Here is a 24,144-nt window from a genome sequence, read left to right as displayed (position 1 = left end):
TTTGATTTCTACGGCCGATTCCGTGTAAAAAGACTACGACGTTAAGTAGTACTTCATCCCGTTTGCCCCAGGCTGGAGCGCCCCATGACCGAGTTCGACTTCCCTGCCTGGCTCCGCGTCACCCACCTGCTCAACTTCTTCCTCATCGGTCTCCTGCTGAGGTCCGGGTGGCAGATCATCGCGACGCACCCCCGCTTCTACTGGCGCAGCGACTGCGGCCCGGGGACCGAGTGGATCAAGTTCACCAAGCGGATCGTTCCGCCGGAGGAGGGCGCGTACACCGCGCACGACGACGAGCTGGAGCCGCCCAGCTGGCTGACGCTGCCGGGCCGGCGAAACCCTGGACTGGGCCGCCACTGGCACGGCCTGGTGACCATGCTCTGGGTGCTCAACGGTCTGGTCTACGTGTCGCTGCTCTTCCTCACCGGCGAGTGGCGGCGCATCGTCCCGACGTCGTGGAGCGTCTTCGGGGAGGCGTGGGAGTCCCTGAAGATCTACGCAGGCTTCGGGGTGCCGTCCATCGAGCACTTCACGCCCTATGACTCACTCCAGCGGCTCACCTACTTCGCCGTCGTCTTCGTCGTCGCACCGCTCATGATGGTGACGGGTCCGGTCATGTCCCCGGCGGTCAGCAGCCGGTTCCCGTGGCTGCCCAAGCTGTTTGGCGGCCGTCAGGCTGCCCGCTCGATCCACTTCCTGGGGATGGTCGTCCTCAGCCTCTTCATCGTCGGTCACGTCGCCCTCGTCTTCGTCACGCACCGCGAGTACAACGTCACCCACATGGTCTTCGGGGCCTACGACCCCGCGCGGGTGGGTCAGGCCACCACGATCATCCTCACCACGATCGCCCTGGTCGTCGTTGCCTGGGTCGCGATCAGCTATCTCAGCCTCGTGGACCGCCGCAGGACCCAGCGATTCCTCTTCGCCCTCCTCGAGCCCTTCCGCCGCGCGACAGTGAACAAGCTGAAACCGAGGAACCGGCGCTCGCAGGCATACACGGAGAAGGACATCTCGCCCTACCACTGGACCAACGGCCGCTACCCGAAGCCGGACGAGTCGCCGGAGTGGCACGAGCTGGCCGCGCACGACTTCCGCGACTACGTCCTCGAGATCGGCCCGTCCAACGACCCGGACAGGGTCCTTCGGGTGTCCTTCGACGAGATCAAGGCACTGCCGCAGCAGGAGCAGATCGTGGCCCACGCCTGCATGCAGGGCTGGACCGGGATCGCGAAGTGGAAGGGCCCGAAGGTCATGGACGTCATGGCCCTCGCCGGTCCGCCTCCTGCGGACGCGAAGTACCTGCTCGTCACGTCGTTCGGCCTCGCCCAGAGCATGCACGACGGGCGTGCGCTCGAGCCCTTCTACTCCTGCGTCCCGATCGACGACTGCCGCGAGGAGGAGTCGATCTTCGCCTGGTCGATGAACGACAAGCCGCTGCCGTGGACCTTCGGGGCGCCGCTCCGTCTCCGCGTCGAGTCCTACGTGGGCTACAAGATGGTCAAGTACATCCGGTCCCTGGAGTGGATCGCGGACTACCGCACCGTCGGAGACGGAATGGGCGGCACGCGCGAGGACTCCGGCTACCAAGCGATCAACGCGCGGATCTGACGTCTCACCCCCGATCCGGACCGAGAAGGAGTTCCCGTGTCGACCACCCAGGACGGGCCCGCCCCGTCGACGATCCTGTCGCCGGCCCAGATGGCGCAGGCGGCAGAGGACGCCGCCTTCGCCAAGGCGACGAGCAGCCCGATGAAGTCCTTCCTCCTGGGCCTGACGGCGGGCGGCTACATCGCCCTCGGTTTCGTCTTCTTCACGACCAGCCAGGTCGGGGCGCAGGCGCTGCCCTGGGGAGTGGCAAAGGTCCTCGGCGGGCTCACCTTCTCAACGGGACTCGCCCTCGTCGTGCTCACCGGAGCGGAGCTGTTCACGTCCTCCACCCTCACCTTGACGGCCCGCGCCAGCGGACGCATCAGCTGGGGACAGCTGCTGCGCAACTGGCTCGTCGTCTACGTCGCCAACTTCCTCGGCGCCCTCACCATGGTCGGCCTCGTCTTCGTCGGGGGCACCTGGCGCAGCGCGGGCGGCGGGTGGGGCCAGGTCGTGCTCACCACGGCCTCCGCCAAGCTGCACCACTCCTTCCTCGAGGCGCTCGTCCTCGGCATCCTCTGCAACCTGATGGTCTGCCTGGCCATCTGGGCGGCCTACTCGGGCCGCACGACGACGGACAAGGTGATCGCCGTGACGATGCCGATCGCACTGTTCGTCGCCTCGGGTTTCGAGCACTCCGTCGCGAACATGTTCCTGGTGCCGCTCGGGATCCTCGTCAAGGACCATGCCGATGCCGACTTCTGGGTCATGAGCGGTCTGGACCCGACGACCTACGGAGACCTCACCTGGGTCGGCTTCCTCACCGGCAACCTGGTGCCCGTGACGCTGGGCAACATCATTGGTGGCGGGGTGATGATCGGCATCCTCTACTGGACGATCTTCCACCGGATCGACGCGCCGAAGCGGCTGTCGACCGGTCAGCTCGGCAGCAGTGCCCCTGTCGCCGTGCCGGCCACCGCTCCGGGGATGCGAAGAAGCGGGTAGGCCGGCGGCTCCTGCCCCGGAGCAGGCCCACCAGGGCTCGTCGGGCCACTCGACCGGGGCTCAGGGGATCCGTCCGGCGGGGTGGGAGGCCGCTGCGGCGCGTTCCTGCGGAGTCAGGGTGGCGGGGTCGACGACGTGCACGACCTCGACCCGGTCGTGCACGGGGCAGCGCATGATCCGGTAACGGCCCAGCCGGATCGCCCGCAGGGACGCCCCCGGCACCCAGAGCGTCTCGAAGAGGCCGCCGCGAGCACACCGAGCGATGACGACGAACCCCTCGCCGGCGCGGCCGACCTCAGTGGCGGCATAGATCGTCTCGCGGTCCCCCTCCAGCTGCGCCGGCGTAGGCTCCGGAAGCTCCTCGAAGGCCCGCCCGTCGATCACGAGGACGACCCGGGCCGTGGTCATCCGGCCGATGTGCTCGCGGGCCACGAACCGCCAGCCGCGGCGCCCCGTCACGACGAGGCCGCGGAAGATGTCCTGGTCGACGTCGGCGACCACCCGATCCACCGTCCCGACCCGGTGCCCTGACGCGGCGCAGACCTCGACCCCCGGCGCCAGCGCGGTGTAGGCGATCGGCTGCTCGTCCTCGGTCACGTCCAGACCTCCTTGCGCGGAGCTTTCCTCCCGGTCCCAGCGTAGGCCGACCGTGCGCGAGACTGATGCTCGTGACTCCGAGGCCGCACTCGTTCCAACCGTCCCGTCGCTCGCAGGTCCCACCCTTCGAGGTGATGGACGTGCTCGACCGCGTGGCGGTGCTCCGGGCCGCCGGTCGCGACGCCATCTCCCTGTGCGCGGGTGAGCCCTCGGGCGGGGCGCCGACCGCCGTGTCACGGGCGGCGGCCGCGGTCCATGCCTCCGGACAGGCGCTGACCTACACCTCCGCCCTGGGGATCCGGCCCCTGCGCGAGGCGCTCGCCGGTCACTACCGACGCTGGTACGGCGTCGACATCGACCCCGCCCGGGTCGCGGTGACGACCGGGTCGTCCGGCGGCTTCATGCTCGCCTTCCTCGCCGCGTTCGACGCAGGAGACCGCGTGGCCCTGGCGCGCCCCGGATACCCGGCCTACCGCAACATCCTCGCTGCCCTCGGCTGCGAGGTCGTCGAGATCGACTGTGGCCCCGACGTGCGCTTCCAGCCGACCCCGGAGCTGCTCGAGGCCGCGCACCGAGACGCCCCACTCAACGGCCTCATCGTCGCCTCGCCGGCCAACCCGACGGGCACCATGGTCGACCGGGCCGAGCTGACCGCGATCTCCGAGTGGTGCGCCGCCAACGGAGTGCGCCTCGTCAGCGACGAGATCTACCACGGCGTGACCTACCCGGAGCCCGGTGCCCCGGACCCGAGGGGGGTCTGTGCCCGGGAGCTCGACGAGTCGGCGATCGTCGTGTCGTCCTTCTCCAAGTACTGGGGGATGACCGGCTGGCGCCTCGGCTGGCTGCTCCTGCCGGAGGACCTCGTGCGGCCCGTCGACGCGCTCGCCGGCAATGTCGCCCTCTGTCCCCCCGCCCCGGCGCAGTACGCCGCGGTCGAGGCCTTCACCGAGGAGTCCTACGCCGAGTGCGACGAGGCGGTCGCGGAGTTCGCCCGCACCCGCGCGCTCCTTCTCGAGCACGCCCCACGCCTCGGCTGGGGGACGGCGGCCCCCGCTGACGGGGCGTTCTACTACTACGCCGAGCTGGGAGGGCTGCTGGAGCGCTGGCCCAGCTCAGCGGCATACGCCTCCGCCCTGCTCGACACGGAAGGGGTCGCGCTGACACCCGGCGGCGACTTCGACGACCGAGCGGGCGAGCGGTCGGTGCGACTCAGCTTCGCCGCCGGGTCGGAGGCCGTCGGAGAGGCGGTCGAGCGCATCGTGCGGTTCCACGAGCGGGGCTGACCCCGGAGCCCGCGGTCTGCTCTGGCCAGTACGCGCGGTTCGCCCACGGCGCAGTGAGGGCCGACGCTACCGTCGAGCATGGGTTGGCTCTCGGGGATCGTCGACGGCGTCCGGTCGTGGTGGAGCGGCAACCGGTCGGGCTCAGGGCAGGTGCCGCCGGCGGGAGAGGCTGCCGGCATCGCCACGATCGAGGCGCTCGTCGAGCGGATGCGCGCGCTCGACGCGTCACTCGACCGGGATGACGGCGTGCGGGCCTTCAGTCGGATGTACCTGCGCGTCACCGAGCTCGTCCTGGAGCGCGCCACGGACGGCTGGTTCACCGATGTCCGCTTCCTCACCCGGCTCGACATCCTCTTCGCCGGGCTGTACCTCGACGTACTCCGCGCCCCGGTGCCACCGCCGGCCTGGGCTCCCGTGCTCGAGCTGAGACGGGCGCCGGGGCGGCTGCCGATCCAGTACGCGCTCGCGGGGATGAACGCCCACATCAACCATGACCTGCCGCTCGCGGTCGTGGCCGCGTGCCGTGAGCTGCGAGTCTCGCCCACGAGCCGCGGCGTCCACGAGGACTACCTCAAGGTCAACGACCTGCTCGCAGCGGTGCAGCAGGAGGTGCGCCAGTCGTTCCTCGAGGGACTCGCCCTGGAGGTCGATCGGGCCCACGCGGGACCGGTGGCGAACCTCGTCGGGGCGTGGAGCATCACCCGCGCGAGGGATGCCGCGTGGACCAACGCCAACGTCCTCTGGCGCCTGGACGGCCATGAGCCGCTTCGCGGCGACTACGCGGCGACGCTCTCCCGTTCGGTCGGGCTCGCGGGCAGGCTGCTGCTGACCCCGGTGGACGAGCTCGCCTGAGCGCGCTCGGCCCTGCCGGCCCCGTGGGTTCGCAGGGCCTTGCGCAGCCGCCACGCGGCGTAGACGGCGAGCAGGCTGATGCCGAGGTGCAGGCCGAGGAAGCCGTTGGCGAGCCCGGCTCCGAGCAGGGCGCCGGCGACGAGCGGCCCGACGGCCGAGAAGGTCGTCTGGAGGGCGGCGAACGTCCCGAGCGTCTGCCCGACCATGCCCTTCGGGGCGAGGGACGCGGTGAGCGGGTTGAGCACCGGCGAGTACATCGTCTCGCCCACGGCGAAGACTCCGAAGGTCGTCACGAAGAGCGCGGCCGCGACGCCGGGCGCGAACTGGGCCGCGGAGAGGATGAGCCAGGCCAGCACCCAGATCGACCCGACGGCCATGAGCAGGACCGGAGCGCTGCGCCGCGCCGTGGCGCGCACGACGACGACCTGGAGCAGCACGATGATGATCGCGTTGACCGCGGCCGCCGTGCCGATCGCCCTGGAGTCGACGTCGAGCACGGTGATGGCGTACGCGGGCAGGCCGGCCTCGAACTGCGCGTAGAAGCCGAGGGCGAGGGTCACCGTGATGACGGCCGTCCACCGCAGGGCCGGACTCGCGAAGATCGCGCGCAGCGCCTCGATCGGTCGGCCCGGGTTCGCGCCCGCGGTGTCGAGGCCGCTCTCGGGGTGGGTCGTGGCGCCGAGCCCGGCGCCCCCGATGATGACGGAGGAGAGGACGAACCCGAGGGCAGCGGTGAGGAAGCCGACGTCGAGGCCGTCCGCCCGGGAGAGGTCGACGAGGTGGCCGGCGACGTAGGCACCGATCGCCATGCCGATCGCCTCGCCGGTGAACTTGTAGGCGAACACCTTGCGCCGCTCGCTCACGGCGACCCAGCGGAGCACGAGGACCTGCTTGGCGGGCATCGCAGCCGAGAGCCCGAGACCGAAGACGAACATCCCCACGAGGAACGACTCGGGCGAGTCGGCGGCCACGAGCGCGCCGACGCCGAGGGCACCGAGGAGCTGCGCGAGGACGGTGACGAGGACGGGGTCGAAACGGTCGCTCAGCCGTCCGGCGAACGGCGCCGCGACGAGCGCTCCGACGGAGAAGAGGGAGGATGCGGCAGCGGCGGCGAGCGATCCCCACGCGCGGGTGTCAGCGGCATACGCGTACTGGTAGGGCAGCACGGCACCCCAGCCGAGCATCCCGATGGAGGACGCGAGGATGAGCAGTTTGGCGCGCATGTCGGTTTCACACCCTTTCTGGTGTCGTGGGGTTCCGGCGGCGGCGCGTGCCCGCACCTGCAGGCACGTGCCCGCACGTGCGGGCAGGCGCGGGCACGGCGCGGCGGCCGCCAGGAGGAACGCGGCTTCGATGCCGAATATTTCGAACTCTAAGTTCGACGTCGAAAGGTTAGCAGTCGAAGGAGGCGTGCCACAATTGGGTCGTGCCACCGAGACCGAGAACTGCGCAGGAGCAGCACCGCAAGGCCGTGGCCGCCTACGTCGCGGCCGGGGGCGAGGAGTCGGTCCAACGCGTCATCACGGGCATCTACGGGGTGACCAAGAAGCTGGACCAGTGGTACGTGCGGCAGCTCGCTGACCTCGACCTGACCCAGGGCGAGTGGGCGGTCGTCGCCGCCCTCGCGAAAGCGGGCGAGACCTGCCTCACCCCGAGCCAGCTCGCCGACCTGACGAGCGTCGCACCGTCGTCGATGACGCACCGCCTCGACAAGATGGCCCAGCGCGGCCTCATCGAGCGGCGCCCCGACGAGGCCAACCGCACCCGCACGCTCATCTCGCTGACCCCGGAGGGATGGGACCTGTTCAGCGAGGCGATCCGCGAGTCCAACGTCGTCGAGAGCGACATCCTCCGGGGCCTGAGCGGCGACGAGCGCGCCGAGCTCGCCGGCCTGCTCGAGCGGGTCATCGAGCAGCTCGACCGCGTGGAGGCCTGAGCGCCCTCCACCGAGCCGTATGCCGCTGGGCTCGCTCCCGTGGTTAGGCTCGCGCGAGTGACCTACCGCCGGCCTGTCCCCTCCATCGGCGACCCGACCTCCGCGGCGGAGCGCGCAGCGGCGCCGGACGCCTGGGCGCTCACCGAGGACATCGAACCCCTCGCCCGGGTCGTCGCGGCGCGCCGCGACATCCGCCGCTTCCGGCCGGACCCGGTGCCTGAGGACGTGCTCGGCTCAGTCCTCACCGCGGGCCATCGCGGCCCCTCCGTCGGGCACTCGCAGCCGTGGCGCTTCCTCGTCGTGACCGAGGCGGCGACGCGTGAGGCAGCAGCTGTCATGGCCGACCGCTGCCGACTCCGGCAGGCGGCGGGACTGACCGAGGACGCGGCGCGAGGCTTGCTCGACCTGCGCCTCGAGGGGATCCGTGAGGCGCCCGTCGGCATCGTCGTCGCTTGCGACAGGCGCGCGCCGGCAGCCGGGGCGCTCGGTCGGGCGACCTTCCCGGACGCCGACCTCTGGTCCTGCGCCGCGGCCATCGAGAACATGTGGCTGACCGCGCGCGCCCACGGTCTCGGCCTCGGCTGGGTCACCCTCTTCGAGCCGGACGAGCTCGCCGACCTCCTCGGTCTGCCCGACGGCGTCGTGACGCTCGGTTGGCTCTGCCTCGGCTGGCCCGACGAGCGGCCACCGGAGCCGGGGCTCGAGCGGGCCGGGTGGTCCAGGCGGCTCCCGCTCGAGCAGGTGGTCATGCGCGAACGGTGGACCGAGCGGCCGGCTCCGGTCTCGCACCTGCGCGCGCCCTCGCCGGACCAGGTGGTCGGCGCCAGGGATCGGGCGGACGACCTGCTCACCGTCCCCGAGTCCCTCGGCGTCCTCGACACCGTCCTCAACCGAGTGGAGGCCCTCGGCCGATGCGCCGAGGGCGGAACGCTCGTCATCGCGGCGGCCGACCACGGTGTCGTCGACCACGGCGTCACCGCGTTCGACCCGTCCGTCACCGCGGACGTGGCCCGAGCGACGACCGCAGGGGTGTCCATGGGCGCGGTCGCCGCCCGCTCGGCCGGGCTGGCCCTCCAGCTCGTCGATGGCGGAGTGGGGCGCCGGCGCGGCGACCTCGTCCACAGCGACGCCCTGGACGAGGAGACGTATGCCGCTCTGCTCGCTCGCGGGACCGCGCTCGGTCGGGCGCTCGCCCCCTCCGGGCTCGTCGCCCTCGGCGAGGTCGGGGTCGGGAACACCACCGTCGCGGCCTGTCTCGCGGCAGCCCTGCTGGGCCGCACGGCGGTCGAGGTCGTCGGACGGGGTGCGGCTGCGGACTCGGCGATGGTCGCGCGCAAGACGGCCGTCGTGGAGCAGGCCCTGCGCCGCACGGGTCTCGCTGATCCCTCACACCTGCCCCCTCACTCGAGTGGCCCCGCAGTCCACAGCAGCCGAGGCACCTCCCGGGCCTCCCGCCCCTCGAGTGGCCCCGCAGTCCACAGCGTGCTGCGCCGCCTCGGAGGCGGCGAGTTCGCCGTCCTCACCGGGGTCGTCCTCGGTGCCGCGGAGGCAGGTGGGGTCGTCGTCCTCGACGGGCTCGCGACGTCGGTCTGTGCCCTCGCCGCCGTCCGGCTCGAGCCCGCAGCGGCGGCCCATCTCGTCGCGGGCCAGCGCTCCAGGGAGCGCGGGCACGGCCTCGTCCTGGCGGAGCTCGGCCTCGAGCCGGTCCTCGACCTGCGCATCCGGGCCGGCGAGGGCGTCGGCGCGGCGCTCGCCTGCGGGGTCATCGCGGGAGCCCAACGGCTGCGGACCGAGGTGGCCCGCACCACCGCCTGAGGTCCCCTGGGCGCGGACCGAGCCCAGCGGCATACCCTCTTGCTCATGCTCATCCCCCTCGGTGACCACGCCCCCAACGTCCACGACAACGCCTGGGTCGCCCCGAGCGCCGAGGTCATCGGCCAGGTCGAGCTCCGCGACGGCTCGAGCGTCTGGTACACCGCGGTCCTGCGGGCCGAGTTCGAGCCCATCGTGCTCGGGGAGCGGAGCAACCTGCAGGACGGCGTCATCGTCCACACCGACGCCGGCAAGTCGACGACGATCGGCGCGGGTGTCTCGGTGGGCCACCGCGCAGTCCTCCACGGCTGCACGATCGAGGACGACTGCCTCATCGGGATGGGTGCCATCGTCCTCAACCAGGCGCACATCGGGGCCGGGTCGCTCATCGCCGCCGGAGCCGTCGTCCAGGAGGGCACCGTCATCCCGCCGCGCTCGCTCGTCGCGGGAGTCCCCGGCAAGGTGCGGCGCGAGCTGACCGATGCGGACGTCCAGCGGATTCGGGCCAACGCCGAGGGGTACGTAGGGCTGAAGGACATGCACCAGAACGCCCGCGGCTGAGGGTTCGTGGCCGCGGGCCGCCTCGCGGAAGGACCCGAGCCATGAAGCCGACCCTGACCAGGACCGGGCTCTCGCTCCTCGGGCTCGGCGGCGTCGCTGCCTACGACCTGATCCAGCGCAAGCACGCCCTCCTGCGCAACTTCCCGGTCATCGGGCACGGGCGCTACCTGCTCGAGAAGATCGGCCCTGAGCTGCGTCAGTACATCGTCTCGAGCAACGACGAGGAGCGACCCTTCAGCCGCGACCAGCGTTCGTGGATCTATGCATCGGCAAAGCTGGAGAACAACTACCGCGGGTTCGGCACGGACAACGACATCGAGTACAACGAGGGCTACCCCGTCATCAAGCAGCGCACCTTCGCCACGGTCGCGCCGCCGAGCTCCGCACATGCGGGTCAGGAGGCCTGGCTGCCGAGTGCGAAGGTGATGGGCGCGGCCCGCGGTCGGCGCCACGCCTTCCGGCCCGACTCGATCATCAACGTCTCGGCGATGAGTTTCGGGTCGTTGTCCGGGCCGGCGATCCGGGCCATCAACGAGGGCGTCAAGCTCGTTGGGGCGCTGCACAACACCGGCGAGGGCGGGCTGTCGGACCACCACCGGCAGGGCGGGGACCTCATCTTCCAGATCGGCACCGCCTACTTCGGCTGCCGCGACGCGAAGGGGCGTTTCGACCTCGAGCGGCTCGTCGACCTCGTCCGGTCGGCGCCGGTCAAGGCGATCGAGGTCAAGCTGAGCCAGGGAGCCAAGCCGGGCCTCGGGGGGCTCCTGCCGGCCGCGAAGATCACCCCGGAGATCGCCCGCATCCGTGGGATCTCGATGGACGTGGACTGCGTCAGCCCCTCCAGGCACGCGGAGTTCACCGACGTCGACTCGATGCTCGACTGGGTCGAGAAGATCGCCGACGCCACCGGGCTGCCCGTGGGGATCAAGTCGTCCGTGGGGCACCTCGACTTCTGGGAGGAGCTCGTCCGGCAGATGAGCGACGGCTCCCGAGGGGTGGACTTCGTGACGGTCGACGGCGGCGAGGGCGGGACCGGTGCGGCGCCCATGGTGTTCAGCGACACGGTGTCGCTGCCCTTCCGGGCCGGGTTCGGGCGGGTGTACCCGCTCTTCGCCGAGGCCGGGCTCTCGGACCACGTCACCTTCATCGGCGCCGGCAAGCTCGGCCTGCCCGACAACGCCGTCATCGCCTTCGCCCTCGGCGCCGACATGGTCAACGTCGCTCGGGAGGCGATGCTCGCGATCAGGTGCATCCAGGCGCAGAAGTGCCACACCGACACCTGCCCGACCGGCGTCGCGACCCAGAACCCGTGGCTGGTCCGGGGCCTCGACCCGACCCTGAAGGCGGTCCGGCTCGCGAACTACCTCAAGACGTGGCGCAAGGACATGCTGCGGATCACCGAGTCGGCGGGGGTCCTGCACCCGGGCCTGCTCAGCATGGGGGACGTCGAGGTGATGTTCGGTCAGATGGAGGCCCGCCCTTTGGCGGAGGTGTTCGGCTACCAGCCCGGCTGGGGGCTCCCGTCGCCCGCCGACCAGGAGGAGCTGGCCCGGCTGATGGCCGGCACGGTGCCGCAGGGAGGATCGGCGCCACCGTCCGAGCACGCCGAGGGCTGAGCGGGCCCCGCGGTCCACTCGCCCTCAGCGGAACCGGGCGGCGAAGCGACCGGGGGTGAGGCCGGTCGCGGCCCGGAAGTCCCGGGTGAAGTGCGCCTGGTCCGCGTAGCCCAGGTCGACGGCGATGCCCGCCAGGTCGGCCTCTCGGTCGCGGAGGCGGTCGGCCGCCTCCTGCAGGCGCCGACGACGGATCAGCCACTTGGGGCTGATGCCGACGCGCTTGTGCAGGACCCGCTGGAGCGTCCGCTCGCCGATGTCGAGACGCTCACAGAGGTCGTCCACGCGCAGCAGCTCCGGTGTCGTCTCGACGGCCTCGACGACGGCGTTGACGAAGCGGCCCTCCTCGTCCACCGGCATGAGGGAAGCGAGGTGGTCCTCCACGAGCCCGCGAGCCTCGGTGCGCCGTCGTTCGTCGCGGGGGTCGTCGTCCATCACGTCCCGGATCCGGTCAGCCAGCCGTATGCCGCTGAGCCCGGTCACGCTCTCGAGGTCGACGAAGCGGTCAGTGACCTCGCGCACCGGCCGGCCCGTGAGCAGGTGGCCGGCCGCGGGCTGGAGCATGAGGCCGAGCGCCCACCCTCGGCCGACGAGCGTCGTCGACGACAGGCCGGGGACCACGCCGTAGAACCGGGCGTACTCCGGGGACACGACGATGAGGCACACGGGGTACTGCAGGACCCGCTGCGGTGACTCCCGGCCGAGTGGCACGTCCCACACCGGGATCCAGAACCTCCTGGCCAGCTGGTCGAGATCCTGACGGACGGCGTAGCGGTCGATGGTGAAGGGGAGGTCGGCCGGGTCGAGGAGGTGGGCGGGCTCGGTGTCGGGCTCGGTGTCGGGGTCGGGCCTGCCGGGCATGTGTCGGAAAGTATCAAGACCCTCCGACGCCCGGCTTCGTAGCGTCGGCGCATGACCTCACCAACCGACACCGCAGCCCCGTCCGTCCTCGACCGCTATGCCGACCTCGCCGACCGCTTCGGCACCGTCGTCGACTCGCTCCCGCCAGCAGCCTGGGACGCCCCTTCGGCATGCGAGGGCTGGTCCGGACGGGACGTGCTCGAGCACGTGATCGGCTCCCAGCGGGGCTTCCTCAGGACCCGCGGGCTCGAGCTCGGCGCCGATCCCGACGTCACCGACGACCCCGTCAGCGCGTGGCGTGCGCACGACGAGGAGATGGTGAGGCTCCTCGCGGACGAGTCGGTGTGCGCGCAGGAGTACGACGGGATGTTCGGTCGGACCACCATCGACGCCACCGTCGCGAACTTCTACGGGTTCGACCTCATCGTCCACCGCTGGGACCTCGCTCGGGCGGCCGGCCGCGACGAGAGGTTCAGCGACGCGGAGCTGGAGGCCATCGAGGCGGCGCTGCCGGCCTTCGGCGAACACCTCTACGACGACGGGGTCTGCAAACCGGCGCTCCCGGTGGCCGCCGACGCCGACCGGCAGGCCTCGGTCCTTGCGCGTCTGGGCCGCGCTCACCGCCGCTGACCTCCCTGCTCGCACATACTGGGTTGATGGACGGACTCACCACAGAGCAGATCCTCGATGCCGGGCTCGATGACTGGCGCAAGCTGGCCCAGGCCCTCCACGCGCGCTACCTCACCGGGGACTTCGCCGCGGGGGTGCGCTTCGTCACCGCCGTCGGCGACGCCGCGGAGGCGATGAACCACCACCCCGACGTGACCCTCACCTATCCGCACGTCGACCTGAAGCTCATGAGCCACGACGCCGGCGCCCTCACCCAGCGGGATCTCGACCTCGCCCATCGGATCAGCGAGATCGCGCGGGAGCAGGGGGTGGAGGCCGCGCCGCACGCCGTGGCCGAGATCGAGCTCGCCCTCGACACGGCGGACGTCGCTGCGGTCGGCCCGTTCTGGGCGGCCTTGCTGACCGGGAGCGCCGAGGCGTTGCACGGCTCCGACGTCGTCGACCCGAAGGGCCGGGTGCCGCTGCTGTGGTTCCAGGACACGGACGCCCACCGGACACCACGTCAGAGGTTCCACCTCGACGTCTGGGTGCCGCACGACATCGCCGAGGAGCGGATAGCGGCCGCTGTGGCGGCCGGGGGGCAGGTCGTGGACAACGACAACGCTCCGTCCTTCGTCGTCCTCGCCGATCCGGACGGCAACCGTGCCTGCGTCTGCACCTGCCTCGACCGCTGACCGCGGCACCTCAGGCCCTGCCGGGCACCGCGATCCGGCTGCAGACGTGAGCGCTTCGCCCAACTCGAGTGGCCCCGCTCTCCACAGGCCCCGCGACCACGTCCACTCGAGTGGCCCCGCTCTCCACAGGCCCGGCGACCACGTCCACTCGAGTGGCCCCGCTCTCCACAGGCCCCGCGACCACGTCCACTCGAGTGGCCCGCTCATCCCCAGCCCTTCGCCGGGCGGCAGGGTGAGCCTGAACGGGCGTGCGGCCCGCGAAGGACCTGACGATCCGCAACCGCTACGTCGGCGTCTCGGTCGTCCCCGCGCGGGTGCCGGTCCCACCCCCAGGACGCAGCTCCGGTGTGGACTCCCGCTTCTTGGGTGAGGGACGGCTCGGCAACGGCAGGACGATGAGCCCGGCGCCGGCCAGCTGCAGGAGGTGGGCCCACCAGCCCTGTCCCCACCACACGGCTGAGAGCACGAGGAGCACCAAGCCGAGCGCGGCGAAGAGACGGTAGCGGCGGCTGTGCAGCGCCTCACGGAACGTGGCTGAACGCAGCACGGGCCCTCCTGGCTCGAGGTGAAGGGGCTCATCGTAGCTGCCGGGCGCGGGGAGGGCCCGGCCTCGGCATGAGGTCGGGCCCTCGCCTTCTCGGCGGTCAGGTCAGCATCGTGATCAGCTCGCCTGGCTCTCGATCGCTGCCTTCTTGTCGTCGGTGTGCGAGACGGAGATCTTGCGCGGCTTGGCCTCCTCGGCGACGGGGATCGTCAGCGTGAGGACGCCGTTGCGGTAGTCCGCCTGGATGTCGTCGAGCGCCAGCCCGCGGCCCAGCGACAGCTGCCGGGCGAACGTGCCGGTCGGCCGCTCGTGGGACAGCCAGCGGACGTCGTCGAGGTTCTCCCTCATCCGCTCGGCGCGCACCGTGAGCGTGCGGTCCTCGACGTCGATGTCGATCGAGCCCGGGTCGACGCCCGGGAGGTCGATCTGTGCGATGAAGGTCTCACCGCGGCGGTAGAGGTCCATCGGCATGGGGCCCGGCGTCGCCGTGCGGAACCCCTCGCCGAAGAGTCGGTCCATCTCCCGGAACGGGTCGAAGGTCCTGGTCATGTGAGTGTCACTCCTCTGAACTCGAACTGCTGCTCGGCAGCGAGCCGGGCAGACGCACCTTTCTTGAGTGGTAACGACTCAACTTTGCACCGAATTCCCGCTCGCCGTCAAGCCCCCAACGAGGGCAGGACGTTCGCCTCTTCTCGCGGCTTCGGGAGCGCCCGATGGTGGACACACGGTGGCCTCCAGAGGACGCAGCCCCCTGCTGGCCAGTCATGCCCGAGGCACAAGGGGGAACGACGATGGCATCGTGGCGTCTGACCACTCGGAGGCGCTCCGAGGACTTCCAGTCCTGGGCCGGTCGTGGCCCCGTGTGGGACCTGGACGGGGTCGGCCTCCGCGCCCCCGTCTTCTATCACCGCGCCGACCTCTTCGAGACCATCCATCTCGCATCCTTGGACGCGGTGCAGGACGTTCTCCCATCGGACGACCTGTATCCCGTTCGATGGTTCGACGGCCGCGCACTCGTCCTGCTCGCGGCCTACCGCTATCAGCACGTCTCCGCCGAGGACGCCCGCGGTGCTCGGCAGCTTCTCACTCCCTACGGGGAGATCAGCGTGGCCGTGGTCGTGACCCGTGGGAAGCCCCGGCGCCGGGGACTCGGTCTGGTCCAAGCCATGATCAGTGGCGGCGGTGGCTTCATCCTCGACCTGCCGGTCACGACCAAGCAGGCCTGTGACGGGGGACGGACCGGCTACGGCCTTCCCAAGTTCGTGGCCGACATGGACTTCACTGAAGAACCCGGGCGTCGGAAGGTCGTCCTGAGCGAGGGTGAGACGCACATCCTCACCCTCGAGGTCCGGACCGGGGGTCCCGTCCTGGCAGACCATGCGCCCGTCACGGCGTACTCGGTGCAGCGGGGCCGGCTGATCGAGACCGTCGTCCCGGTGTCGGGACACCGGCAGTCCAGAAGGGGAGCGGGCTCCGGGCATCTCCTCCTCGGACGGCACCCGGTTGCGGACCGGCTCCGCACCCTCGAGGTCGTCGCGGAGCCGTTGGCCGTGACGAGCTACCTCGACGCCAGCTTCATCCTCCCCGTGGGCACACCGGTGGGGCCGGCGCGGGACTACGTCGGCCATCTCGGCCGGGACCGTGGACGCGGACGTTTCACCCTGTCATATCCCGGGACGGGCCCGATCGACCTCTACCGCATGCCTGGTCGGGTCGACCAGGTCCCAGCCACCGTGGGTGTTCAGCAGGGGCAGAGGGCGCACGCCTGAGCTGGAGGACGGAACGGCGGTCGACGTCCGGCCGTCAGCTGAACTGACGGGGCAGCTCGGGCGTCACCTCGTCGATGAGCTCGTAGGCCCGGTCCGGTGTCAGGTCGACGAGGTCGTAGTGCTGCCGACCGGCCGCCGTCGTCGCGATGAGGGTCACGACGCCGACGCGACGCTGGAAGAAGGACTGCCGGACCGTCCAGCCGATGACCCCGGGGCGGGCCAGGACGGCTCGCCGCCGGTCGAACGACCCGCTGCGGCTGACGAGGTGGCGTGCGGTGACCAGATGTCCCAGACCGCGGTACCGATCGCGGCCGAGGAACCAGGAGCCCACCAACAACGGGAGGGCGAACCAGAGCGGCCAACCGGGCCAGTCACGCAGCAGCCACCCGGCCGTCAGAACCGTCACCAGGACGCTGGGCAGGAGCAGGGCCCGCGTGAGGCGGCGCCGGCGCGCGGCCGGACCGTGCGGGAGCAGCGCTGCCGAGACGGCCTCGGCGTCCCCGGTGATGGCGGTCGCGACGGCCTCGACGACGCCCACGGGTGCGGGTGGGGCGAGCCAGTCGGAACCACCCCCGGCCTCACCCTGGAGCCCGGTGCTCACCGCCTTGAGGCGCCGGCCCCCGGCCAGGCGCAGGCCGAGCTGCTCACCGACCTCGACGCCTCGCACGCGGGTGTGGTCGATCCCGACCTCCCGGCTGGTGAGCAGGCCACGACGGGTGTGCAGGCTGCCGGTGTGGTTCCGGCGCAGGCGGAAGCCCCAGAAGGACAGGACGTACGCACCCACGGCGAGGAGCGAGACGATGAGGATGACGCCGAGGACGTCGACCCACCAGGCCAGCTCGCGAACCCAGTCGGCGCCCGACTCGTAGAGGTCGCCCTGCTCGTAGACCCGTCCGAGCCCCTGGCTGACGAAGCCGAAGATGGCGGCCGCGGTGCCGATACCGGTCATCGTGAACGGCGCGAACCTCACCCAGGTCGGGTCGAGCCGCACCAGCTCCTCGTCCGCCGCGGCGGCCTCGGTCGCGGGCTGGGGCGCGGGGGCCTCGAGGTCGACAGCGGGGCCGGTCGGGGCGGGCAGGGCGTCCAGGGCCGGGTCGACCGGCTGAGCGCGGTGGAGCAGCTCGGCGCGGAGATGACGGCCCTCCTCGACGCCGAGCGAGTCGAGGACGAGCCGGTCCTTGCCCGCACTGCCCGTCGAGATCTCGACCTTGGCCAGCCCCAGGGCACGGTGGTGCAGCTGCGCGGTCAGGTCGACGGTGCGCACCTTGTCGAGTCGGGCCGTGCGGGTCTGCTTGTTGAGCAGCCCGCGGCGCAGCTCGATCTGCTCGTCGCTGACCCGGTAGCGCGTCGTCATCCAGCGGAGCACGCCGAACGCGACGACCACGGGGAGCGCGAGGAGCTCCCACCGGTCGGAGTCCTCGGCCCCGATCCGGGCGACGAAGATCGCCAGGAGGGCCGGGAGTGCCTGGATCAGCGACTGGAGCGGGTGGATGAGGAGCATCCGCTTGTCCAGCCTGCGCCACCCGGCCTCGTCGGCGGGGTCACTCACGTGGCATCGCCCTTCTCCGCGACGGCGGCAGTCGTCAAGGTCTCCACCAGGTGGCGCGCGACCTCGAGGTCCAACCCGGCGATCTCCAGGGGCCCGGCGGCGGAGGCAGTCGTCACCGTCACCGTGGCCAGCCTGAAGAGCTGCGCGATGGGCCCGCGCTCGAGGTCCACCGTCTGCACGCGAGACAGCGGCGCGATCCGCCGCTCCTGGTTGAGCCAGCCGGTCTGGGTGTAGATCGCGTGCCGCGTCGCCTCCCAACGGTGCACGCGGTAGCGCCATCGAGGCATCCCCACCGCGTAGGCCGCCGACAGCACGAGCCAGACGACCGCCACGACCTGGTGGATCGTGCGGTCGGGGGCGTCGTCGACCAGCCACCAGCCGACCTGGACGGCCCCGAGGAACAGGGCGCCGATGACCGCCTCGACGGTCCACATCCGGATGGCCCTCGGCGAGACGAGGTTCGCGGGCTCACGCAGCTGCACCCGTCCACCGTTTCACACGGGGAGGCCACCTTCGACGCTCGGCCGGCCCAGCGGCATACGGCAGGTCGTTGTCCCTGCCGCCGAGCGGCACCTACGGTGGGCACATGAGCCTCGAACTCGGCCTCGACACCTTCGGTGACATCGCCAACGGCACTGACGGGCAGCCACTCCACCCAGCCGTCGTCATCCGGGAGGTGATCGCCGAGGCCGAGCTCGCGGACGAGCTCGGCCTCGACTTCTTCGGGGTGGGGGAGCACCACCGGAAGGACTACGCGATCTCCGCGCCCGACACCGTGCTGGCCGCGCTCGCTGCCCGGACCGACCGGATCCGGCTCGGCACGTCGGTCACGGTGCTGTCCTCCGACGACCCGATCCGGGTGTTCCAGCGGTTCTCCACGGTGGACGCCGTCTCCAGGGGGCGCGCCGAGATCACCGTGGGGCGGGGCTCGTTCATCGAGTCCTTCCCGCTCTTCGGCCTCGACCTGTCGGAGTACGAGACGCTCTTCGACGAGAAGCTCAGCCTGCTGGCCGCCGTGGTCGCGGAGCAGCCGGTGAAGTGGCAGGGCACGATCCGCCCTCCCGTCGACGTCGAGTTCGTCCAGCCCGCAACGGAGTCCGGGCACCTGCCCGTCTGGGTGGGGGTCGGCGGCACGCCGCAGTCGGTGGTCCGCGCCGCGCACTACGGATTCCCGGTGGTCATCGCCATCATCGGCGGGTCGGCGCGCCAGTTCGCCCCGCTCGCCGACCTCTACCGTCGCGCGCTCGACGAGATGGGCAAGGAGCCTCGCCCGGTCGGCGTCCACTCCCCGGGCTACGTCGCGGCCACCGACGAGCAGGCCGAGGCGGAGTTCCTGCCGCACCAGGTGGCATACAGGAACAAGCTGGGCCGCGAGCGTCGCTGGGCCCCGATGACCGTGGAGCAGGCCAAGCAGCAGCTCGGACCCGACGGCGCCATCTACTGCGGCTCCCCCGAGACGGTGGCCCAGAAGATCGCCGACACGATGAAGGTCCTCGGCGCGACACGCTTCCAGCTCAAGTACTCCGTCGGGACCCTGCCGCACGAGCTGCGGATGGAGAGTATCCGGCTCTACGCGACCGAGGTGGCACCGCGGGTGCGTGAGCTGCTGGCGTGACGATCCTGCTCCTCGCGATGGGTTCGCGAGGTGACGTCCAGCCGATGCTCGCCCTGGGCGACCGCCTCCGCCGTGAGGGGTTCTCCGTGTCGGTCGCCGCGGCCGCCGACTTCGGGCCGTTCGTCGCGGAGCACGGCCTCGGCTTCGAGCCGCTCTCCTTCGAGGTGATGGAGGGCGTCCGCAGCGAGCTCGGTCAGCAGTGGCTCGGCGGCACGAGCACCAACCAGCAGCGCGAGGCCTACCTCATGCGCAAGGTGGTGCGCTACGTCGCCGAGCCGCTCGCCGACGACCTGATCCGCCTCAGCGACCGAGCCGACGCGTTCGTGTCCGGACCGCTGACCTTCGAGGCGATGGAGGTGCTGGCCGGGCGTGCAGGCAAGCACCACGTCTATGCGATGTTCCAGCCGACCTGGCCCACGGCACTGGGCGCCTCGGCGACCTTCGCGCTGCGGCCGCGCTCCACCTCGCTCCTCAACCGTCTCTGGGGTTGGGGCGCCGCCTACGCCGCCTGGGACGTCGTGCGTTCGACCGGCGACGTGGTGCGACGCCGGCTCGGCCTGCCCCGCGGGACGTTCCGCGACTACGTCGCCTCAGCCCGACGAGTCCCCACGGTGCTTGCGGTCAGTCCCCGGGTCGTGCCGCCCGCCCCGGAATGGGGGCCCGACCTCACCGCCACGGGGTTCTGGTTCGTCGACCGGACGACGGCCTGGCAACCGCCGACGGAGCTTGGGGTCTTCCTCGCCGACGGCCCTGCGCCCGTCTACCTCGGCCTGGGCTCCATGGCGACCGCCGACCCGGCCGGCGTCGTGCGGTCCTTCGTCACGGCCCTCGACCGTCTCGGCCGGCGAGGCGTGCTCAACGCCGGCTGGGCACAGCTGCACGCCGAGGACCTCCCCGACACCGTCCTCGCCATCGACGGCGCCCCGCACGACGCGCTCTTCCCGGAGATGTCGGTCGTGATCCACCACGGCGGGGCCGGGACGACGGCTGCCGCCCTGCGCGCGGGGGTGCCCCAGGTCGTCGTCCCCCACATCGCCGACCAGCCCTACTGGGGTCGGCGCGTCCACGAGCTCGGGGTCGGCGCTGCGCCGATCCATCGCAAGCACCTGTCCGCCGAGGGGCTCGCCGCAGCCGTCACCTCGGCCGCCCGTCCCGAAGTCGCGCGGGAGGCCGGCGCGCTCGGCGAGGTGATCCGCGCCGAGGACGGCGTCGGCAACGCCACGGCAGCGATCCGTGCGGCTCTCGAGAAGCCGGCCCAGCGGCATACGGCCTGAGCAGTCGTGCGCAGGTCGCCCGTATGCCGCTGAGCTCGCTCCCAGCCCGACGGGCGTACCAGCCCTCCCGCGCTATGGGCGGTGGTGCGGGAGGTCCTGCACCGTCGAGCGCGTGGTCGAGTGGGCACTCCGTGTCCGTCGCCCCACCGCGCGGACCAGTGCCAGGAGCGAGCCGACCACAGGGACGGCGATGGCGAGGAGGATGACGGCGACCCCACGAGGACCCCGGTCGCCGCGGCGGTAGCCGTCGACCGCCACGACGACGCCGATCAGCCACACGACGACGACGAGCACTTCGACGCCGGTGAGATCGAACATCGCTACGCCCAGCCCTTCGTCGAGTGTGCAGTTCGTGTCGTGCCCGCACCGCCAGAATCGCACACTGGACGGGGACAGGGCTCCCGGGGGGCAGGAGTCAGAGGCGGGCGGCGAGCTCGGCGCCCTGCTTGATGGCGCGCTTCGCGTCGAGCTCGGCGGCGACGTCCGCGCCGCCGATGACGTGGACGCTGACGCCGCGGTGGCGGAGCGCCGGGACGAGACCGTTGACCGACTCCTGACCGGTGCACAGGATGATCGTCTCGACGTCGAGCACCTGCGGGTCGCGGCGTTCCTCGCCGAAGCTGATGTGCAGCCCCGCGTCGTCGATCCGCTCGTAGTTCACCCCCACGTGGTGGTGGACCCCCTTGGCCCTCAAAGCCGCTCGGTGCACCCAGCCGGTCGTCTTGCCGAGCCCCTTGCCGATCGGGCTGCTCTTGCGCTGGAGGAGGTGCACCTCGCGGGGCGACGGCGCCGGGGCCGGCTTGACGAGCCCGCCCCGGGAGGCGTCGGGCGCACCGACCCCCCACTCGGCCATCCACTCCGCCACGGACAGCGGGGACTCGACGGTGTGGTGCGGGTGCGTCAGGAACTCGGCCACGTCGACCCCGATCCCGCCGGCGCCCATGACGGCGACGGTGCGTCCGACGGGTGCGCCCTCCCGGACGACCTGGGCATACGTGACGACCTTGGGGTGGTCGACCCCGGGCAGGTCGGGGACGCGCGGCTCGACCCCGGTCGCCACGACGACCTCGTCGAAACCGGCCAGGTCCTCGGCCTCGGCCCGGCGTCCGAGGTGGACCTTGACGCCGGTGAGGTCGAGGCGGCGGCGGTAGTAGCGGACGGTCTCGGCGAAGTCCTCCTTGCCGGGGATCCGCATCGCGATGGCGAACTGCCCGCCGATGTCGTTCGCCGCCTCGAAGAGCTCGACCTCGTGGCCGCGCTCTGCAGCCGCCACCGCAGTGGCCAGGCCGGCGGGCCCGGCACCGACGACGGCGACCCGCTTGGTCGTGCGCGTCGGGGCGAGGACGAGCAGGGTCTCGTGGCCGGCTCGCGGGTTGACGAGGCACGAGGCCGTCTTCTTCGAGAAGGTGTGGTCGAGGCACGCCTGGTTGCAGGCGATGCACGTGTTGATCTCGTCGGCCCGTCCCTCGGCCGCCTTGAGCACCCAGTCGGGGTCGGCGAGGAACGGCCGGGCCATCGAGACGAGGTCGGCCTTGCCGTCGGCGATGACCTGCTCGGCGAGGTCGGGCATCGAGATCCGGTTGGACGCGACCACGGGGATCGACACCTCGGGCCGCAGCCGGCCGGTCACCTCGACGAAGGCGCCGCGAGGGACCGAGGTGACGATCGTCGGAACGCGGGCCTCGTGCCAGCCGATGCCCGTGTTGATGATGGTGGCCCCGGCCGCCTCGACCTCCTTCGCCAAAGCGACGATCTCGTCCCACGACTGGCCGTCCGGGACGAGGTCGAGCATCGACAGCCGGTAGATGACGATGAAGTCCGGGCCGACGGCCTCGCGGACGGCGCGGACCACCTCGACCGGCAGTCGGCGCCGATTCTCCGGCGTGCCGCCGTAGGAGTCGGTGCGCTGGTTGGTCCGCGGCGCGAGGAACTCGTTGAGGAAGTAGCCCTCCGAGCCCATGATCTCGACCCCGTCGTAGCCGGCCTCGCGGGCCAGGCGCGCGCAGCGGGCGTAGGCCTCCACCTGGCGGCGGACCCCGCGCTCGGACAGGCCGCGAGCGGTGAACCGGGAGATCGGTGCCTTGCTCGTCGTCGCCGTCACCCCGAGGGGGTGGTAGGCGTACCGGCCGGCATGCAGGATCTGCAGGGCGATCTTGCCGCCCTCGCGGTGCACCGCGTCGGTGACCCGCTGGTGTCGCCTCGCCTGGCGGCTGGTCATCAGGACCGACCCGCCGGGGTAGAGGGTGCCCTCGAGGTTCGGGGCGAAGCCTCCGGTCACCATGAGGGCGACCCCGCCGCGGGCGCGCTCGGCGAAGTAGGACGCGAGCCGGTCGAAGTCGGCCGCCCGGTCCTCGAGGCCCGTGTGCATCGATCCCATGACGACCCTGTTGCGCAGGGTGGTGAACCCCAGGTCGAGCGGCTCGAGGAGGTGGGGGTAGGTGCTCACCCGGCCGAGCGTATCGGGGGGCTACTCCGTGGTAGCAGGCCCAGCGGCATACGTCACAATGACGGGCGTGACCCCGCCGAGCCCGCCCGAGCACGTCGACGTGCTCATCGTCGGAGCCGGCCTGTCCGGGATCAACGCGGCCTACCGCCTCCAGACGGAGTGCCCCGCCCGGACGTGGGCCATCCTCGAGGGGCGGGACGCCATCGGCGGCACGTGGGACCTGTTCCGCTACCCGGGGATCCGGTCCGACTCCGACATGGCGACGCTCGGCTTCCCCTTCGAGCCGTGGTCCGAGGCGGACGCCATCGCCGACGGGGACCAGATCCGCGACTACATCCGGCGCACCGCCGCCAAGCACGGCATCGACGAGCACATCCGGCTGCGGCACCGCGTCGTCGCCGCGGACTGGTCGAGCGAGGCCGCCCGATGGACCGTGACGGTGCAGACCGCCGACGCGACGACCACGATGACGTGCGGCTTCCTCTACCTGTGCAGCGGCTACTACGACTACGACTCAGGCCACCGACCGGACTTCCCCGGCGAGGAGCGCTTCCGCGGACGCCTGATCCACCCGCAGTTCTGGCCGGACGACCTCGACCCGGAGGGGGCGCGGATCGTGGTGATCGGCTCCGGCGCCACCGCCATGACGCTCGTCCCCGCCCTGGCTGAGCGCGGAGCCCACGTCACGATGCTCCAGCGCTCCACGACGTGGGTCACCGCCCTCCCGAGGCGCGACCGCGTCGCCGACACGCTCCGCCGGGTCCTGCCGTCGAAGGTCGCCGGCACCGCGGTCCGCTACAAGAACGTCCTGTTCAGCATGGCCTTCTACCAGCTGAGCCGACGCCGGCCGCGCTGGGCGAGGGCCTTGCTGCTCAAGGGGGTCCGTCGCGGGCTGGCTGAGGTGCCCGACGCCCACGAGCTCGTCGCGGAGCACTTCACGCCCAGCTACGACCCGTGGGACCAGCGCCTCTGCGTCGTCCGCGACGGCGACCTCTTCGACGCCCTGCGCGACGGGCGGGCCGAGATCCTGACGGACACGGTCGACACCTTCACCGAGCGTGGGGTCCGGCTCACCTCCGGGCGCGAGCTCGAGGCCGATGTCATCGTCACGGCGACCGGTCTCAAGATCCTCGTCGCAGGTGGCATCGACGTCTCGGTGGACGGCGAGCGCCGGCCGACGTCGGAGCTGCGGGTCTACCGCGGTCTCATGATCGGCGACGTGCCCAACTTCGCCCTGTCCGTCGGCTACGTCAACGCCTCCTGGACGCTCCGCTCCGACCTCGCGTCCCGGTATGTCTGCCGGCTCCTCAACCACCTGGCCTCCAACGGGCTCACCGTGGCGGTTCCGCAGCCGCCGGCGGACCTCGTCGCCCGGCCGCTGCTGCCCCTCAGCTCCGGCTACGTCCAGCGGGCCGCGGGCCGGCTGCCCCGACAGGGCGACCGCGCGCCGTGGCTGATGCGGCAGAACTACCTGCTCGACCGCCGCGAGCTGCTCGGCGGGGACGTCACGGACTCGATGGCCTTCCGCTGACGCGC

At 71.6% G+C, this 24,144-nt stretch carries 23 protein-coding genes; 14 read left to right on the top strand and 9 right to left on the bottom strand.

All coding sequences use genetic code 11. From position 1 onward, the window contains the following. Positions 1-84: 84 nt before the first annotated feature. Both ABWV20_RS05895 and focA read left to right on the top strand, forming a co-directional pair. Positions 85-1,608 (top strand): molybdopterin-dependent oxidoreductase, encoded by a 1,524-nt coding sequence (locus tag ABWV20_RS05895; protein ID WP_353353898.1) that lies wholly within the window; start codon positions 85-87, stop codon positions 1,606-1,608. 36 nt (positions 1,609-1,644) lie between these two features. Continuing rightward, on the top strand, positions 1,645-2,592 hold the full coding sequence (gene focA / locus ABWV20_RS05890) for a formate transporter FocA (RefSeq protein WP_353353897.1): 948 nt from the start codon (positions 1,645-1,647) through the stop codon (positions 2,590-2,592). Positions 2,593-2,652: 60 nt separating this feature from the next. Here focA and ABWV20_RS05885 read toward each other — a convergent pair whose 3' ends face one another. Next, complete coding sequence (locus ABWV20_RS05885) at positions 2,653-3,189, bottom strand: hypothetical protein (protein WP_353353896.1); 537 nt, start codon at positions 3,187-3,189, stop codon at positions 2,653-2,655. Between the two features lie 65 nt (positions 3,190-3,254). Here ABWV20_RS05885 and ABWV20_RS05880 point away from each other — a divergent pair, with 65 nt between their 5' ends. Beyond that, a complete protein-coding gene (locus tag ABWV20_RS05880) occupies positions 3,255-4,472 on the top strand; it encodes an aminotransferase class I/II-fold pyridoxal phosphate-dependent enzyme (RefSeq protein WP_502901759.1) in 1,218 nt (405 codons plus the stop codon). 78 nt (positions 4,473-4,550) lie between these two features. Next, positions 4,551-5,324: a DUF5995 family protein gene (locus ABWV20_RS05875; protein ID WP_353353894.1), complete on the top strand. Its 774-nt coding sequence runs from the start codon at positions 4,551-4,553 to the stop codon at positions 5,322-5,324. Here ABWV20_RS05875 and ABWV20_RS05870 read toward each other — a convergent pair. After that, positions 5,249-6,547, bottom strand: a complete 1,299-nt coding sequence (locus tag ABWV20_RS05870) for an MFS transporter (protein WP_353353893.1) — start codon at positions 6,545-6,547, stop codon at positions 5,249-5,251. The genes ABWV20_RS05875 and ABWV20_RS05870 overlap by 76 nt on opposite strands. A gap of 203 nt (positions 6,548-6,750) precedes the next feature. On the opposite strand from ABWV20_RS05870, the gene ABWV20_RS05865 reads away from it, so the two are divergent. Genes ABWV20_RS05865 through ABWV20_RS05850 form a run of 4 tightly spaced genes read left to right on the top strand, consistent with a single transcriptional unit; the run spans position 6,751 to position 11,249 of the window. After that, positions 6,751-7,260: a MarR family winged helix-turn-helix transcriptional regulator gene (locus ABWV20_RS05865; RefSeq protein ID WP_353353892.1), complete on the top strand. Its 510-nt coding sequence runs from the start codon at positions 6,751-6,753 to the stop codon at positions 7,258-7,260. Between the two features lie 57 nt (positions 7,261-7,317). After that, a complete protein-coding gene (gene bluB, locus ABWV20_RS05860; RefSeq protein ID WP_353353891.1) occupies positions 7,318-9,075 on the top strand; it encodes a 5,6-dimethylbenzimidazole synthase in 1,758 nt (585 codons plus the stop codon). 45 nt (positions 9,076-9,120) lie between these two features. Continuing rightward, positions 9,121-9,633: a gamma carbonic anhydrase family protein gene (locus tag ABWV20_RS05855; RefSeq protein WP_353353890.1), complete on the top strand. Its 513-nt coding sequence runs from the start codon at positions 9,121-9,123 to the stop codon at positions 9,631-9,633. A 41-nt stretch (positions 9,634-9,674) separates the two neighbouring features. Further along, complete coding sequence (locus ABWV20_RS05850) at positions 9,675-11,249, top strand: FMN-binding glutamate synthase family protein (RefSeq protein ID WP_353353889.1); 1,575 nt, start codon at positions 9,675-9,677, stop codon at positions 11,247-11,249. 24 nt (positions 11,250-11,273) lie between these two features. On the opposite strand, the gene ABWV20_RS05845 is transcribed toward ABWV20_RS05850, so the two are convergent. Beyond that, on the bottom strand, positions 11,274-12,107 hold the full coding sequence (locus ABWV20_RS05845) for a helix-turn-helix domain-containing protein (RefSeq protein ID WP_353353888.1): 834 nt from the start codon (positions 12,105-12,107) through the stop codon (positions 11,274-11,276). A gap of 51 nt (positions 12,108-12,158) precedes the next feature. Between ABWV20_RS05845 and ABWV20_RS05840 the strand changes: the two genes are divergently transcribed. Both ABWV20_RS05840 and ABWV20_RS05835 read left to right on the top strand, forming a co-directional pair. Continuing rightward, positions 12,159-12,737 (top strand): TIGR03086 family metal-binding protein, encoded by a 579-nt coding sequence (locus ABWV20_RS05840; protein ID WP_353353887.1) that lies wholly within the window; start codon positions 12,159-12,161, stop codon positions 12,735-12,737. A gap of 26 nt (positions 12,738-12,763) precedes the next feature. Further along, complete coding sequence (locus tag ABWV20_RS05835; protein WP_353353886.1) at positions 12,764-13,411, top strand: 4a-hydroxytetrahydrobiopterin dehydratase; 648 nt, start codon at positions 12,764-12,766, stop codon at positions 13,409-13,411. Between the two features lie 283 nt (positions 13,412-13,694). Here ABWV20_RS05835 and ABWV20_RS05830 read toward each other — a convergent pair whose 3' ends face one another. After that, on the bottom strand, positions 13,695-13,958 hold the full coding sequence (locus tag ABWV20_RS05830; protein ID WP_353353885.1) for a hypothetical protein: 264 nt from the start codon (positions 13,956-13,958) through the stop codon (positions 13,695-13,697). Positions 13,959-14,072: 114 nt separating this feature from the next. Then, positions 14,073-14,504: an Hsp20/alpha crystallin family protein gene (locus ABWV20_RS05825; protein WP_353353884.1), complete on the bottom strand. Its 432-nt coding sequence runs from the start codon at positions 14,502-14,504 to the stop codon at positions 14,073-14,075. Positions 14,505-14,746: 242 nt separating this feature from the next. Here ABWV20_RS05825 and ABWV20_RS05820 point away from each other — a divergent pair, with 242 nt between their 5' ends. Beyond that, positions 14,747-15,724, top strand: coding sequence for an acetoacetate decarboxylase family protein (locus tag ABWV20_RS05820; RefSeq protein ID WP_353353883.1), 978 nt, complete (start codon positions 14,747-14,749; stop codon positions 15,722-15,724). 34 nt (positions 15,725-15,758) lie between these two features. Here the strand turns inward: ABWV20_RS05820 and ABWV20_RS05815 are convergent, their stop codons facing one another. Together ABWV20_RS05815 and ABWV20_RS05810 are read right to left on the bottom strand one after the other, a co-directional pair. After that, positions 15,759-17,273 carry a PH domain-containing protein gene (locus ABWV20_RS05815; RefSeq protein ID WP_353353882.1) on the bottom strand — a complete coding sequence of 505 codons (1,515 nt, stop codon included), beginning with the start codon at positions 17,271-17,273 and terminating at the stop codon, positions 15,759-15,761. Further along, positions 17,270-17,755 (bottom strand): PH domain-containing protein, encoded by a 486-nt coding sequence (locus ABWV20_RS05810; RefSeq protein ID WP_353353881.1) that lies wholly within the window; start codon positions 17,753-17,755, stop codon positions 17,270-17,272. The genes ABWV20_RS05815 and ABWV20_RS05810 overlap by 4 nt, the downstream gene beginning before the upstream one ends. A 104-nt stretch (positions 17,756-17,859) precedes the next feature. Here ABWV20_RS05810 and ABWV20_RS05805 point away from each other — a divergent pair, with 104 nt between their 5' ends. Together ABWV20_RS05805 and ABWV20_RS05800 are read left to right on the top strand one after the other, a co-directional pair. Then, positions 17,860-18,888, top strand: a complete 1,029-nt coding sequence (locus tag ABWV20_RS05805; RefSeq protein ID WP_353353880.1) for an LLM class flavin-dependent oxidoreductase — start codon at positions 17,860-17,862, stop codon at positions 18,886-18,888. Continuing rightward, complete coding sequence (locus tag ABWV20_RS05800; RefSeq protein WP_353353879.1) at positions 18,885-20,162, top strand: glycosyltransferase; 1,278 nt, start codon at positions 18,885-18,887, stop codon at positions 20,160-20,162. The genes ABWV20_RS05805 and ABWV20_RS05800 overlap by 4 nt, the downstream gene beginning before the upstream one ends. Positions 20,163-20,234: 72 nt before the next feature. Here the strand turns inward: ABWV20_RS05800 and ABWV20_RS05795 are convergent, their stop codons facing one another. Together ABWV20_RS05795 and ABWV20_RS05790 are read right to left on the bottom strand one after the other, a co-directional pair. Then, positions 20,235-20,480, bottom strand: a complete 246-nt coding sequence (locus ABWV20_RS05795) for a hypothetical protein (protein WP_353353878.1) — start codon at positions 20,478-20,480, stop codon at positions 20,235-20,237. Between the two features lie 97 nt (positions 20,481-20,577). Then, positions 20,578-22,608 carry an oxidoreductase gene (locus ABWV20_RS05790; RefSeq protein ID WP_353353877.1) on the bottom strand — a complete coding sequence of 677 codons (2,031 nt, stop codon included), beginning with the start codon at positions 22,606-22,608 and terminating at the stop codon, positions 20,578-20,580. Positions 22,609-22,675: 67 nt separating this feature from the next. Between ABWV20_RS05790 and ABWV20_RS05785 the strand changes: the two genes are divergently transcribed. Next, a complete protein-coding gene (locus ABWV20_RS05785) occupies positions 22,676-24,139 on the top strand; it encodes a flavin-containing monooxygenase (protein WP_353353876.1) in 1,464 nt (487 codons plus the stop codon). The last annotated feature ends 5 nt before the right edge of the window (positions 24,140-24,144 follow it).

This window comes from Intrasporangium sp. DVR (assembly GCF_040365325.1).
Taxonomy (GTDB): domain Bacteria; phylum Actinomycetota; class Actinomycetes; order Actinomycetales; family Dermatophilaceae; genus Intrasporangium.
This window is presented reverse-complemented; position numbering and strand designations above follow the sequence as displayed.